Annotated in this window: 13 protein-coding genes; 3 read left to right on the forward strand and 10 right to left on the reverse strand. The window is 47.5% G+C overall.

All coding sequences use genetic code 11. The features are described from left to right. The 3 genes from spoT to gmk are packed head-to-tail and all read right to left on the reverse strand — an operon-like array spanning position 1 to position 3,080. A complete protein-coding gene (gene spoT, locus MUG06_RS21350) occupies positions 1-2,106 on the reverse strand; it encodes a bifunctional GTP diphosphokinase/guanosine-3',5'-bis pyrophosphate 3'-pyrophosphohydrolase (RefSeq protein ID WP_243079967.1) in 2,106 nt (701 codons plus the stop codon). A gap of 20 nt (positions 2,107-2,126) precedes the next feature. Then, complete coding sequence (gene rpoZ / locus MUG06_RS21355) at positions 2,127-2,402, reverse strand: DNA-directed RNA polymerase subunit omega (protein ID WP_003851346.1); 276 nt, start codon at positions 2,400-2,402, stop codon at positions 2,127-2,129. Positions 2,403-2,456: 54 nt separating this feature from the next. Then, complete coding sequence (gene gmk / locus MUG06_RS21360; protein WP_243079968.1) at positions 2,457-3,080, reverse strand: guanylate kinase; 624 nt, start codon at positions 3,078-3,080, stop codon at positions 2,457-2,459. Between the two features lie 267 nt (positions 3,081-3,347). Here gmk and ligB point away from each other — a divergent pair, with 267 nt between their 5' ends. After that, positions 3,348-5,090 (forward strand): NAD-dependent DNA ligase LigB, encoded by a 1,743-nt coding sequence (ligB, locus tag MUG06_RS21365; protein WP_243080017.1) that lies wholly within the window; start codon positions 3,348-3,350, stop codon positions 5,088-5,090. On the opposite strand, the gene MUG06_RS21370 is transcribed toward ligB, so the two are convergent. After that, the gene (locus MUG06_RS21370; protein ID WP_243079969.1) at positions 5,028-5,645 is read right to left on the reverse strand and encodes a trimeric intracellular cation channel family protein; all 618 of its coding nucleotides are present in this window, start codon (positions 5,643-5,645) and stop codon (positions 5,028-5,030) included. The two genes, ligB and MUG06_RS21370, sit on opposite strands and share 63 nt — an antisense overlap. A 300-nt stretch (positions 5,646-5,945) precedes the next feature. Between MUG06_RS21370 and MUG06_RS21375 the strand changes: the two genes are divergently transcribed. Next, complete coding sequence (locus MUG06_RS21375; RefSeq protein ID WP_243079970.1) at positions 5,946-6,632, forward strand: LuxR C-terminal-related transcriptional regulator; 687 nt, start codon at positions 5,946-5,948, stop codon at positions 6,630-6,632. Between the two features lie 60 nt (positions 6,633-6,692). On the opposite strand, the gene MUG06_RS21380 is transcribed toward MUG06_RS21375, so the two are convergent. The 6 genes from MUG06_RS21380 to MUG06_RS21405 form a co-directional block, all read right to left on the reverse strand. Further along, positions 6,693-7,337 (reverse strand): oligosaccharide flippase family protein, encoded by a 645-nt coding sequence (locus MUG06_RS21380; RefSeq protein WP_215848136.1) that lies wholly within the window; start codon positions 7,335-7,337, stop codon positions 6,693-6,695. Positions 7,338-7,430: 93 nt separating this feature from the next. After that, positions 7,431-7,697: a hypothetical protein gene (locus MUG06_RS21385; protein WP_215848137.1), complete on the reverse strand. Its 267-nt coding sequence runs from the start codon at positions 7,695-7,697 to the stop codon at positions 7,431-7,433. Positions 7,698-8,132: 435 nt separating this feature from the next. Then, positions 8,133-8,528 carry a polyketide cyclase gene (locus MUG06_RS21390; protein ID WP_243079971.1) on the reverse strand — a complete coding sequence of 132 codons (396 nt, stop codon included), beginning with the start codon at positions 8,526-8,528 and terminating at the stop codon, positions 8,133-8,135. Between the two features lie 136 nt (positions 8,529-8,664). Then, a complete protein-coding gene (locus MUG06_RS21395) occupies positions 8,665-9,807 on the reverse strand; it encodes an alanine racemase (RefSeq protein WP_243079972.1) in 1,143 nt (380 codons plus the stop codon). Positions 9,808-10,101: 294 nt separating this feature from the next. Further along, positions 10,102-11,025: a kdo(2)-lipid IV(A) palmitoleoyltransferase gene (lpxP, locus tag MUG06_RS21400; protein ID WP_243079973.1), complete on the reverse strand. Its 924-nt coding sequence runs from the start codon at positions 11,023-11,025 to the stop codon at positions 10,102-10,104. An 820-nt stretch (positions 11,026-11,845) separates the two neighbouring features. Further along, positions 11,846-12,709 carry a YicC/YloC family endoribonuclease gene (locus MUG06_RS21405; RefSeq protein ID WP_243079974.1) on the reverse strand — a complete coding sequence of 288 codons (864 nt, stop codon included), beginning with the start codon at positions 12,707-12,709 and terminating at the stop codon, positions 11,846-11,848. A gap of 156 nt (positions 12,710-12,865) precedes the next feature. Here MUG06_RS21405 and MUG06_RS21410 point away from each other — a divergent pair, with 156 nt between their 5' ends. After that, positions 12,866-13,291, forward strand: a complete 426-nt coding sequence (locus tag MUG06_RS21410) for a DUF3574 domain-containing protein (RefSeq protein WP_243079975.1) — start codon at positions 12,866-12,868, stop codon at positions 13,289-13,291. Positions 13,292-13,307: the final 16 nt, after the last annotated feature.

A 13,307-nucleotide genomic window follows, 5' to 3' on the forward strand; every position in this document is an offset into this window, starting at 1 on the left:
CTAATTACGATTACGATGAACTTTGATCACGTCTGGCATCACGCGGATTTTACGCATGATATTGGCCAGATGGACGCGATCGCGCGCGGTCAGGCGGATAAAGGCGCTGTAAACGCGGCCATCGCGCTCTTCCGTGTTCAAGCTCTGAATATTAGAACCGGCGGTATTAATCGCTGCCGTCAAATTTGCCAGCGCACCCTGATGATTGAACATGTCGACTTTAATCTCGGCTACAAATTCTTGTTCGGTGACTTTGTCCCACTCCACCGGCATGAATTTTTCTGGTTCTTTCTGATAACCGCGAATGTTTCGACACGATTCATGGTGCACGACCAAGCCTTTACCTGGACTTACGTGAGCGACAATCGGATCGCCTGGAATCGGTCGGCAGCATTTTGCAAAGGTGATCAACACGCCATCGGCGCCTTTGATCGGCAACTTGCCACGCTTACTGCTTCCCGATTGCGTAGAACCCGTTTGCGTCAGGTTTTTTGCCACCACTACGCTCATTGCATTGCCGAGACCAATTTCTGCCAGTAGATCATCAAGCGCCGTCAGCTTCATTCGGTCAAGCTCTTGCTTGATGCTCGCAGGCGGCACTTCTGCCAGCTTGCGGCTACCGCCTAGCGCGTGACTAAGCAAGCGACGGCCCAGATTAACGGAGTCTTCACGTTTGAGGTTCTTCAGCAACTGGCGAATCTTGGCGCGCGCTTTCGAGCTAACGACAAAATTAAGCCAGGCAGCGTTCGGGCGAGCGCCTGGTGCGGTAATAATTTCGACGGTTTGACCGCTAGCCAGCGGTTGCGACAGCGGATAAGGCTGGCGATCAACGCGTGCGCCAACACAGGCATGACCGATATCGGTATGCACCGCATAGGCAAAATCCACAGGCGTCGAGTCAGTCGGTAATTCGACAATGCGACCTTCAGGCGTAAACACATAGATCTCATCTGGAAAGAGATCGGATTTCACGCTTTCGATAAATTCAAAGGAACTGCCCGCGCTTTGTTGCAACTCCAGCAAGCTTTGCAGCCAACGCTGAGCGCGTATTTGCGCGGTGGTGCCACTTTCACCCGCCTGTTTGTAAGCCCAGTGCGCGGCGACCCCCATTTCTGCCATCTGATCCATATCTTCAGTACGAATCTGAACCTCCACCGGAACGCCGTGCGGGCCGATCATGGAGGTATGCAGCGATTGATAGCCGTTGGCCTTGGGGATGGCGATGTAATCTTTGACGCGACCAGGACGCGGCTTATATAAGCTGTGCATCTGACCGAGTACGCGATAACAGGTATCCAAATCTTTCACGATGACGCGAAAGGCATAGATATCCATGATCGAGTGAAAACGCTGCTCTTTCAGCGTCATTTTGCGGTAGATCGAGTAGAGATGCTTTTCTCGACCGCTGACGCGGCAGGGAATACCGGCTTCTTGCAGTCGGCCATCAATCTCAGAAAGAATCTTCTGGATCATCTCTTTACGGTTACCGCGCGCCGCTTTTACCACCTCTTTAATCACCCGATAACGATTAGGATACAAGGCTTCAAAGCCCAGCTCTTCCAGTTCAGTTTTAAGGTGATGAATACCTAAGCGGTGGGCCAGCGGGCTGTAGATCTCTAACGTTTCCAACGCGATGCGGCGACGTTTATCCGGACGCAAAGCGCCCAGCGTGCGCATGTTGTGGGTGCGGTCAGCCAGCTTGATGAGAATGACGCGGATGTCTTGCACCATCGCCATTATCATCTTGCGGAAGTTCTCTGCCTGCGCCTCTTTTTTGTCGCGGAACTTCAGCTTATCCAGCTTTGAAACGCCTTCCACCAGCTCAGCAACACTTTTGCCGAACAGCTGTTCCATATCCTGATAAGTCGCAGGCGTGTCTTCAATGACATCATGCAGTAGCGCGGCCATGAGTGTTTCATGGTCGAGCTTCATTTCTGCCAGAATACAGGCTACAGCGACAGGATGGGTGATGTAAGGCTCGCCGCTGGAGCGAGTCTGTCCCTCGTGAGCATCACGTGCAACAAGGTAAGCTTGCTGGAGGCGCTTGATATGCTCCTCTGGCAAGTATTTTTCAATCAGTTGATTGAGGCTTTCAAACAGATACAAGGTTGACCTGCAGGTTGCTGTTAACGACGACCTTCAGCGATAGCGGTAACAGCTTGTAATTCAGCGGCTTCCTGCTCTTGCTGCTCCTGACGATCACGCACATCTAAAATCTGATTGGTGACCAAACCTTCTTCGATTTCGCGCAATGCGATAACGGTAGGTTTATCGTTCTCTTCTGGAACCAGCGGATCTTTGCCGCCTACCTGCATCTGACGTGCACGACGTGCAGCGACCAACACCAGGTCAAAACGATTACCAACTTTTTCTACTGCGTCCTGAACGGTTACGCGTGCCATAGGTGTGCTACTCCACAGATGAAGAAATGACTGGGCATCATACTGAAACTGTATTCAGACTGCCAATAATTTGCTGATTAAAGCATCATGACGCGCCTTCTGGCGTGCCATACGTAAACGCTCTGCGCGAATAATGGTTTTAAGATCGGAAAGCGCCAGATCAAAATCATCATTCACAATTAAATAATCGTACTCGGCGTAATGGCTCATTTCGGCCACTGCCTGCGCCATGCGACGTGTAATCACCTCTTCGCTGTCTTGGCCACGGCCCCGCAAGCGGCGATTCAGTTCGTCTTTCGACGGCGGTAAAACGAAGATGCTGCGTGCGCTGGGCATTTTGGCACGAATTTGCTGCGCGCCTTGCCAGTCAATATCAAGAAATACGTCAACGCCGGTAGCGAGGACTTGCTCAATCGCTTTACGCGAAGTGCCATAATAGTTGTCAAAAACCTTTGCATGCTCAAGGAAAGCGTCTTCGGCGATCATTTTCTCAAATTCTTCTTTTTGAACGAAGAAATAATGTTCGCCATGCGTTTCGCCCGGGCGTACGCCGCGGGTGGTATGCGAAACAGACACCTGCGTATCGTACAGCGGCTGTGTCTTTAAAAGTGCCTGAATCAGGCTGGATTTACCTGCGCCGCTTGGGGCGGAAACTATATAGAGCGTGCCTTGAGCCATGATTTTCTTGAATTGAATAATAGCGGAGTCGATTTTCTGCAGAGTATACACAGCTTGCCGTCGACACGCAGCGTTTGCGCAGCGGTGACGGGTAAACTTTTGCGTATCGTCGCGCATAACACTGCGTTCTATATGTAACGCAAAGTGAAATTCTGCGTAATCTCTCCCAAGGAATAAGCGTCCAACTGGTTGAAGTGAATGTAAAAGTGTTGAATGACAAAAAACGTCAGGAGACAAAAGATGAAACGGATTTTCACATTGGCTTTGATGCTCATCACTACAGCATTTTCACTCTCTGCTGCCCAATTTGATAAGCAATCCGCACAATGTCCAGCCTGGACGCCTGCTCGCGCTCAAAATGAAATGAGTCAACTTCAACAGCAATTACAGAAGTGGGATGATGCCTATTACCGAGAAGGTGTGAGTCCAGTGACTGATAATGATTACGACAGTTTGCTACAGCGCTTATCGCAATGGCAGCGCTGTTTTGAATCTTCTGCGGCTGACTATCAGTCGCAATTACCTTCTGGTGGTTCAACCTTTCATCCTGTCGCCCATACTGGCGTCAAAAAACTACGTGACAAGCTGGCAGTCGGATACTGGATGCAAAACCGCGACGATCTTTGGGTCCAGCCTAAAGTCGATGGTGTAGCGGTATCTTTAGTCTATCGGCATGGCAAATTGGTTTCGCTTATCAGTCGTGGAGATGGATTACGCGGTGAAGAGTGGTTGGCTAAAGCGGCGATGATTCCTGCCATTCCGCTGTCTATTGAAAGTGAGCTCGAAGAAGTAATTTTACAGGGCGAGCTCTTTTTGAAGATGTCCGATCATCACCAGGCTATTGCGGGAGGTAAAAATGCTCGGGCGCAGGTTGCCGGTGCCATGATGAGTAAAAAAGCGAGCCCCTTACTGACCGAGATAGCCATTTTCATTTGGGGTTGGCCAGATGGACCTTCAGATATGGCCGATCGTTTGCAACAGCTTACGCAATGGGGCTTTGATCTTGCAGCGCAATGGAGCAAAAGCGTTAAGGATGAAGACGATGTCGCTGGCTGGCGTAACCGATGGTTTCACGCGCAACTGCCTTTTGTCACCGATGGCGTGGTTATACATCAGGCTTCTCGGCCTAAAGGGAAAAGCTGGTTGCCCGGTCAAGGCGATTGGGCCGTGGCCTGGAAATATCAGCCGCCAGAGGTGAGCAGTGAAGTGCTTTCGGTCGATTTCTCAATAGGGCGTACCGGAAAGATTGCTGTGGTACTTAATCTACAGCCGGTTCAACTGGATGATAAAACCGTCAGACGTGTGAATGTCGGCTCATTAACCCGTTGGCGAGAATACGATGTGATCGCTGGTGACCAGGTCATCATCAGCCTGGCGGGTCAAGGGATCCCAAGGTTAGAAAGGGTAATCTGGCGTGTGACAGAACGTGATTATCCTCAACAGCCAGATGCCGCAAATTTCACACCGCTGAGTTGTTATCACTTCACACCTGACTGTCAGAAACAGCTAGTGGCAAGACTGAATTGGCTTAGCCAAAAATCTGTGCTGGATATTGCAGGCGTACAACGCAGCACCTGGTTGCGCTTACTGGAAAAACCTGGCATCACGCATCTTTTTTCATGGCTGACATTAACGCCCGAACAGATCACCGCTGCGGCAAGCATTTCACCTGAGCGAGCAGAGCAGATTTGGCACCGCTTTAATCTGACACGAAAGCAACCATTGCGGCGCTGGATTCACGCTTTAGGCATACCTTTGCCGCGCAAAGCCTTGAATGCATTAACGGATAGCGGCTGGGACTCAATATTGCAGCGCAATGTACAAACATGGCAGGCGTTGCCAGGCGTTGGCAATGTATTAGCACAACGGATTGTTAGGATGTTGCAGGATACCGAGCTGCGATCGCTTATCACTTTTTTACAGCATCAAGGCATTCCTGCAACGACATCAATGTTCCGGGTGAGGGTAGTTGAAAATAGGCAGGCCGAGACGGAAGCGCAGCGCCAGTAAACGGGCAAAGAAACCGAACAGCAGCGTAATGATCACCACGGCTTCGTGTGCCAACGGCGTTTTTAACAGCAGTATGTACATCCAGCCAGACGCGAACGCGATACCTGCATATAGCTCTTTCTGGAATACCAAAGGAATGCGATTGCAAAACATATCGCGTAGCACGCCACCAAATACGCCGGTAATCACTGCACTAATCGCGGCGATAATCATTGCATGGCCGGTATCTAATGCTACCTGAGCACCGATGATTGAAAACACCACTAAACCCAAGGCGTCCAACACCAGGAACACTTTTCGCAAGTGGGTCATCAACGGAGCAACCACGGTGGTGACGACGGCAGCAGCGGCAACAATCATAATATATTCGGGGTTTTTAACCCATCCGAGGGGGTAATGACCCAGCAGAATATCGCGTACCGAACCTCCGCCAATCGCAGTGACAGAAGCAATGATTATTACGCCAAACAGATCCATTTTACGCCGTCCTGCAGCAAGCGCGCCGGTCATCGCTTCTGCAGTAATACCAATAATATAGAGAACAGTAAGTAACATAGCAGGCTCCAGAAAGTCGGCAGCAAGGCTACGGTGTTAAGCGCGTAACGGCTACTGAGTTTTTCGCTTATCCAAAAAAGTGAATGAAAGGTTTAAGTGTTAATGGTGAATAATGATATAAAAATCAATGGGATGTATTAAAATATTTAAGCTTCACTTTAGGTAAATTATATGCGCTTTAATAAAGAAAGTTATTTATTGCTGACAAATTAAGCTCGGCTTTTTAGGCGTCGCTTATGAAGAGAACGTTTGTATAACGCTTAACTTTTGGCTCACAGCATAATGACCTTCAGGACGGGAATGAAAAACCGCGCATCCAAGATTCTCTTTTACTCTTCTGATCGGCTGGCAGCTGTAGGTATTCATCATACGCTAGCGGCACTTTTTCCGCAGTGGCAAGCGCACGAAGTCTGGTCTTTTAGCGACATTTTAACGCAGTGCGAACTGCGCCAACCTCGGATGATCGTCTGCATATTTCATGAAAATATGCCGTTGGCAGGTACCTTTAATGTTCTCTTTCAATTACAGCATGCTTTTCCCGCTTTACCTGTATTGGTAATGACGCGCCGCCTCATTCCCGTATTACGGTCAATGAGCTGCTTTTTACCTACCCTGGAAATTATGGATCTGAAAGTTTCTCATTCTGTATTACGCCAGCAGCTGACATATAGAATAAATGGCGGAGAAGAACGCAAAGGGATGAGGGATCGTGCGGAAATTATTTTGCCAGACCGGCAGTTGCGTATTCTGCTGATGATGGCATGGAATTGCAGTATCGAGCACATCGGCAAAGAACTCAGTCTTAATTATAAAACCGTGAGTGCCTACAAACTAAATGCATTAAAAAAACTGAAAATTAATACCAAAAATGATTTGGCAGACCTGTTCATGGTCATTGATGAATTGAGGATGATAGTCAATGCAATCAAAATAAGCGATGCAGATAAATGGCAGGAAGTGAATTTTCAAAAAGAAAAAGCGTGCTGATTAACAGCACGCGAATGCATCGTTTAGATGCCCAGAGCCCACCATACAGACTTGCTTTTATTATACGTTTCTTGCGCGAATTTGAGAAAATGATTTAAAGTTAAAGCGATATTCGGGCTGGAACCATGAGCGGCCGTAATAGCAATACATCAACATACGTATAGATGCCATCGCCAGATAACCCCAAATTGCGCATAATACTGAAGGTGTTAATAATACCGTAAAGAGTGTGACAGCCAGACCCGCTATTACTGAAGACATTTCAGTGAAAGCAATGCAGCTATATTGCTTTTCACGCTGTAATATAGCGCGATATTGCTGGCCTTGCGGGATAATGATAAAGACAACCGACACCATCTCAAGCATAACCGCCAGTTCCGGCTGGTTAAAAATGCGGCTAAGTACGTCGCTGCCGAGGAATAAGAAGGCACAAATCAACACGCCAGTTAGAACATTGCCCCAATAAAGTGTCGAAAGATCGTTTATTGAAAGCATGCGATAGCGAATAAGTGAATTAGAAAATCCGCGGTCTGCTAAAGCATCTACAGCTAATAATCCAACTACGGCAATGGCAAGCAGGTTTAGTTCATTCGCCTGCAGAATCTGTGCTAATAAAGAAAGCTGTAATACACCAATGCCAATGATTTTAATTGAAGAGAGAAGAGACCATTTTGCGCTTGTGAGACTTCTTTCATGTATAGCCATAATATGCTCGTTATGGTACATGTACCAGTTCGAAGTTATTCTTCGTGTAACGGCAAGCTGTGATTGCTGTAACACAGTAGGTAGTACAAGAGATCAATGCAATTTTTCTGGTCTAAGTCCTGAAATACCTTGCCAGGCTTGCCATGTTATTATTGATTCAATTAAATGATGTTCAGATAAAAAATAAATGTCCCTGGAGTATTCACGATTCCGTGTAATGGCAGAATCTCCTGCTGTTAGCAAAAAATCCGCCAGATCACGAATGAATCCTGTTGTAGTTGTATATTCTCCAGCCAGAATCCTTCCAGCTATCTCAACAAACTCTTTTTCTGATAACAAAGGATAGGTTGAGCGTTCCATTATTTTTTCCTGGTGTTATTTTTATAGGTGTTGCTGTGTGTAAGGAGATTTATACCGTGTTTTATTTAAATTAACACCATAAGAAAACTCTGATTAAAGCCACTCAGGAAATAATGGTTTCATGCCATTCATGATAGATTTTAATTGCTGTAAAACATTCATTATTGAACGTTGTATAGATTGAAAGCTTCTATGGAAGCGGTTCCATTTTTATGAAGAGATAAAAATGCATGAAATCAAAGGGGATAGCAGCTTATGAGACCATTACTACCAGGATTTTCCCTGGCAATAATGGTTAAGCAAAACTGGTTATAAGTGCAAATGCGGGAGCAAGAGGCTGATGATGTGTTTATGCTTTTTCTAAGAAAAATTTCAAAATATTTTTATAAAAAGCCAGAGATAACTCAAGTTCCAAAAAAACTTAATCCATTGATTTTATTCAGTAAGCAATTTGTTAAGTTGAGCAAGATCTTTCCTAACCCATTCAATATCTTTAGAAAACTTCTCTTCTGACATCAATGGTTGACGATAAACGGTGATCAAGACTTCTGCGCCTTGCTCATTAGCAATTACTCGCATTGGCATATAAATTTCTTTGCCTACGCCATTATTTATCCAATGATCCATCACGCCAAATGGATTATGAGAAGTGAAGCGAATCTTGATTTTTCCTTCCGGACCTTGTGCTCGCCAATGCGTTCCTTCTGGCTCAAGCGTATTGCCGCTTAATCCCGATGCCCACTTGGGAAAAAACTCCGGTTTCCAAATCGTTTCATAAAGATCTAGCCAGTTACGCGCAATAGTCATGCTAAGGGTTTGTGAGGACAGCATGTTACCTCCTGAAGGATCAAAAATTCATTAAAGCATGAGGGTGAAACCGGGAAAACGTTACACAGGCAGAAGTGTGGGGTCGATGAGGTTAAGTTCGTACAAAGGACAGCCTTGCGTGCTGCCCGTTAGTGATCGATCAGATAAAGTTGCCGCGTGCTGACACAGGTTCAACTTGGCCGCGACCATCTGCATGGCGTAAGACAAAGCTGTCAGATTGCGCCATCACTGCGCAACTGTGATTGGGAAAGATACGAAGCAAGCTGCCAACCACAGGGCGAATATCCTGATAAACGATAAAACCATGTTCCTCAGATAACTTGCTGACCTCATAAGTATTACCCATCTCGTCTACCGCTATGCCGAAGCCGCTGGCGTTAGTACCGTGCGGCCCTTTATCAGAGCTCAACATTTTTGAGCCTGCATCTACAATAGCAAAGTGCTCATTCACGGCTACCACACGCGTGATAACGCTAAGGGCTAACTCATCCACGCTACTTAATCCAAGGCGACAGGCAGTGAGATCGAGTAGTGCATAATTTCCAGGGCGGATTTCGTGTGTGCCAGGCACAACATTGGCGGCCAATGCAGTCGGCGTCGAACCCACTGAAACGGGACAAATGTTGAAGCCTGCCTGGTGCAGTTGGGCTTGCAGCGCAAACATCAGTTGCGCTTCTTGTATTGCGATCTTGCTAATAGCCGCTGGATTTCCGGCACCATAAGCATGACCTGCGTGTGAAACCAATCCAGCAAAGCGTAGCCCGTTTTGTCTGAGTGCTTGCGCCAGTTTTATCGCCTCATCGTTATGGGGATTAACCCCAATGCGATGCAAACCCACATCCACTTTGATTGCCACGGCAAGTTCACAATCAGGCTGTTTACGCTGTGCTTCAGCTATCGCCGCGACACCGTGTAGCGCATCAACAATTAAAGTGATTTTCGCTTGATGCTGTGCTGCCTGTTGTAATAACTCCGCGATGCTTTCAGCACGGACTACAGGATAAGCCAGCAGCAGGTCGCGCGCTCCGCCACGTAAAAAACTCATACCTTCACTCGGCTTCGATACCGTAATACCTTGTGCACCTAACTCTTGCTGGCGGCGCGCAATAAACACACTTTTGTGGGTCTTGATGTGAGGGCGTAGCGCCACGCCAGCGTTATCTGCTTTTGCCTGCATGCGCTGAAGATTCTGTTCAAGTCGTTGTGCATCGACTTCGATGAAAGGCGTAAGGCGATCGTCAAAAAGAGGGCGTTGCCAGTTGTCGGCGCTGTTCATATCCATACGAAATTCCTGCATTGGCTTGCTTAAAGCAGACATCATTCATCAATTTTTGTACGAATGCCAGACAGCTTTTGATAGTGCTTTCTGAAAGTCATTACCTGAATTCTTCCTTAATACTCTCCTCATGGAACCTGGCTGAGCTACGTGGAGTATGTGAGCGGGGGAAATTGCTGAGGTTGCCAAGATAAGATCAACTGGATGCGTCGGGAAAACCTGGTTTGAATCGGCTGCTGGACAAACAATCACGCAAAAAAAAGCAGGCTCAAAGCCTGCTTTTTCTATCGAACGTAAAGGTTAGACGTAAAGTGACGCTTCGCCTGGTGGACGCGTTTTAAAACGGCGATGCAGCCAAAGGTATTGCTCTGGTGCACGCAGGATCTGGTTTTCGATGACCTTATTCATATAGGCCGCCGCCGCCGCTTCATCATTATGCGGGTAATTTTCTAACGCAGGTTCGATGATCAAATGATAACCATCATTATTCGGGTTACGAATCAGCATGATAGGCACCATAGCCGGTTTCGCTAAACGCGATAAAACAAATGTGCCGTTGGTGGTTGCTGCTTTTTCCACGGCGAACAAGGGCGCAAAGGTGCTGCCTTTCGGGCCGTAATCCTGATCGGGGGCGAACCACACCGATTCACCCTGTTTTAATGCATGCACCATGCCGCGTAGATCGCGACGGTCAATCATCGCTTTGTTGGAGCGCATGCGACCTTTGGTCTGCACATACTCCATCGCTAGATTGTTGTGTGGACGATACATTGCCATCATCGGCTGGCATAAGCCGCTGATTCGGCCGCCCAGTTCCAGAGACATAAAATGCACACCAATCAGCATGACTCCGCGTTTTTCATTTTGCGCGGAATGCAAATTAGCTAAACCGGATACCTTAAACAGGCGCTTAACCGCGCGGTCGGACCAAAACCAGGCAATACCGGTTTCTGCCAATGCCATGCCCAGCGAAGCAAAGTTACCTGCAATCATACGCTCAGCTTCTTCATCACTGATGTTAGGGAAACAAAGCTCGATATTGCGACGTGTAATGCGTTCACGGCGTTGTAAAAAATGACGTGAGATTTTACCCGCGCCCGCACCGAGGCGGATAAGAATGGGATAGGGAAGTTGGACCAACAGCCAGAGCACGCCCAAGCCAAACCAGGTGACCCAGTAGCGCGGATGCAGCAGCGAGGCGCTAAATTGTCCGGTGATTTTCATTGCTAACCTTTATGGAATAAATGGATGTATCGCACAAAGAGCATTTCCATGAGTTCCCCAGGCGGTACAGCTGTACTGATTTCGACCAGCACTTTATCAAATAGTGCCTTCAAAGAAAGGTAAACTCCAGAATCTACAGGATTGATTGGATTCATGGAGGGCACATAGCTTAACAAATAAAGTGGATGGCATGAGATAAAAGCGATATTTAACAGTGATTTAGTAAGTTCGTTAATTATAAAGGAATCTTGGGCTGATGCGCTAATGAGACCTGTCTGGAAATTATTTCTTATTAATCATTACGCATTACTTACACGGCAGTTTACAGCAATTTATTCACGTTACTAACAAACAAAAACGTTGAGCATAAAGAGGTTTGCCAACCAAATTTAAACCGCCATTGAAATGCCGTAAAAAACAAACAACGCATAAATTTTCATAAAACATTTAGCGGATAAGAAAGCGCATTTAATGGTCAAGTACCTGTTTATCTCGCCTCATTTATTCATTATATCGCATGAGGCGTTTGAAATTTGACCGTTTCGAGGCATTTAAGACAACGCGGGTCGACAAGCGCGATGATTAACAGGAGTACACATAAGTGGGAGTTTAATCTCTTGATCACATGAGATTATTTATTTGCTAAAAATGCCATCGTGGAAAACAAACTGAATACGCTTTATACCAAGCTGATGATTGTTCTAAACCCAAGGCAGACAGAAAAGTGAATGCACCTTAGTCACAAGGCCATTTCATCCGTGTTAACAAAAAAGCCCGCACGGACGGGCTTGGCAACATTCTGCGTCGCTTCTGAATACTGTTACTCGATGTTCTGAATCTGCTCGCGCATCTGTTCAATCAGCACCTTCAGCTCAATCGCGGAGGCGGTGATCTCAGCATTGATTGACTTTGATGCCAGTGTATTCGATTCGCGATTAAACTCCTGCATCATAAAGTCGAGGCGACGGCCAACGGCTTCTTTCTTTTTCAGAATGTTATAGGTTTCTTTAACATGCGCTTCGAGGCGATCCAGCTCTTCTGACACATCAACACGCTGCGCCATCATTACCAGCTCTTGCTCAAGGCGATTGTTTTCCAGCTGCACTTCAGCATCTTCCAGCTTCGCCACCAAACGCTCACGCTGCCATTTAATGACTTCAGGCATTTGTGCGCGGACCTTGATCACTTCCTGCGATACACCTTCCAGACGTTGTTCGATCATCGCTTTCAGTGCAGTACCTTCGCTTTCACGCGCGGCAATGAAATCATCCAGCGCGCCATCCAGCGCTTGCAGCAGCTGAGTGTTAATCGCATCGAGATCCTGCTCTTTCGCCGACATCACGCCAGGCCAACGCAAAATATCCATGGGATTAATCGCGCCTTCATCGCTCTGCATTTTGACCCAATTGCCCGCTTGCACCAGCTGTTTTGCCAGCGCTTCGTTGAGCATCAGTTCACCTTGTGCACTCGGATTCGCATCAAAACGTAGGTTGCACTCAATTTTACCTCGCGTCAGGCGTTGGCGAATGCGTTCGCGGATCACTGGCTCCAGACCACGAAATTGTTCCGGCAAGCGGATATACGTTTCAAGATAGCGTTGGTTTACGGAACGCAGCTCCCAGGCGGCGCTGCCCCATTCGCCTTTTGCATCGCGGCGGGCATAAGCGGTCATACTGCGGATCATAAGCGTTACTCATTTTTCAGAAAGATTGGGTGAAGTATAGCGAGGCAGCGCAGCGCATAACAGGCATAAGCGCAGCAGAATCAGGAATAGGAAAGATTTCCTCTTTAAACCACAGGCACTTATGATTAAGTCTGACTTATTTATTGAGGAACACGCATGGCTCGCGTTATTGCCCTTCCTCTTGCGCTGGCTTTGTTACTGGCAGGCTGCAAGACACCGCCCGCACCACCCACGAAGCCGCAACCGATTTGTGCTGGTGGCGACGTGATGATACAGACCACGCTGTGGTTCGGTCTGAGTAAGCCGCAAGGCGGCACGGTGAGTTCGCTCGATTGGATGAATTTTGTCGATAAAGAGGTCACGCCACGTTTCAAGCAGGGCTTGTCCGTTTATGAGGCGAAAGGTCAATGGCTGGGTGAGAATGGTCAACTGGCACGTGAGAACAGCAAAGCGTTGATGTTAATTCACGGTATCAATGCTGAAAGTAATGCACCGATAGAAGCGTTGCGCAGCGTTTATAAAAAACGTTTTGGTCAGGAATCGGTGATGCGCGTGGATGCGCCGGTTTGCGTCAGCTTTTAAGCGAGAATAGGCGGCT

The sequence above is a fragment of the Pantoea sp. MQR6 genome (assembly GCF_022761075.1).
In the GTDB taxonomy this organism is placed as follows: Bacteria; Pseudomonadota; Gammaproteobacteria; order Enterobacterales; family Enterobacteriaceae; genus Pantoea; species Pantoea phytostimulans.

Bases quoted from the DNA above. Each gene is read 5' to 3' on its own strand.
- rpoZ (WP_003851346.1), bottom strand. From the start codon at position 2,402: ATGGCACGCGTAACCGTTCAGGACGCAGTAGAAAAAGTTGGTAATCGT.
- gmk (WP_243079968.1), bottom strand. From the start codon at position 3,080: ATGGCTCAAGGCACGCTCTATATAGTTTCCGCCCCAAGCGGCGCAGGT.
- ligB (WP_243080017.1), top strand. From the start codon at position 3,348: ATGCTCATCACTACAGCATTTTCACTCTCTGCTGCCCAATTTGATAAG.
- MUG06_RS21370 (WP_243079969.1), bottom strand. From the start codon at position 5,645: ATGTTACTTACTGTTCTCTATATTATTGGTATTACTGCAGAAGCGATG.
- MUG06_RS21375 (WP_243079970.1), top strand. From the start codon at position 5,946: ATGAAAAACCGCGCATCCAAGATTCTCTTTTACTCTTCTGATCGGCTG.
- MUG06_RS21380 (WP_215848136.1), bottom strand. From the start codon at position 7,337: ATGGCTATACATGAAAGAAGTCTCACAAGCGCAAAATGGTCTCTTCTC.
- MUG06_RS21385 (WP_215848137.1), bottom strand. From the start codon at position 7,697: ATGGAACGCTCAACCTATCCTTTGTTATCAGAAAAAGAGTTTGTTGAG.
- MUG06_RS21390 (WP_243079971.1), bottom strand. From the start codon at position 8,528: ATGCTGTCCTCACAAACCCTTAGCATGACTATTGCGCGTAACTGGCTA.
- MUG06_RS21395 (WP_243079972.1), bottom strand. From the start codon at position 9,807: ATGGATATGAACAGCGCCGACAACTGGCAACGCCCTCTTTTTGACGAT.
- lpxP (WP_243079973.1), bottom strand. From the start codon at position 11,025: ATGAAAATCACCGGACAATTTAGCGCCTCGCTGCTGCATCCGCGCTAC.
- MUG06_RS21405 (WP_243079974.1), bottom strand. From the start codon at position 12,709: ATGATCCGCAGTATGACCGCTTATGCCCGCCGCGATGCAAAAGGCGAA.
- MUG06_RS21410 (WP_243079975.1), top strand. From the start codon at position 12,866: ATGGCTCGCGTTATTGCCCTTCCTCTTGCGCTGGCTTTGTTACTGGCA.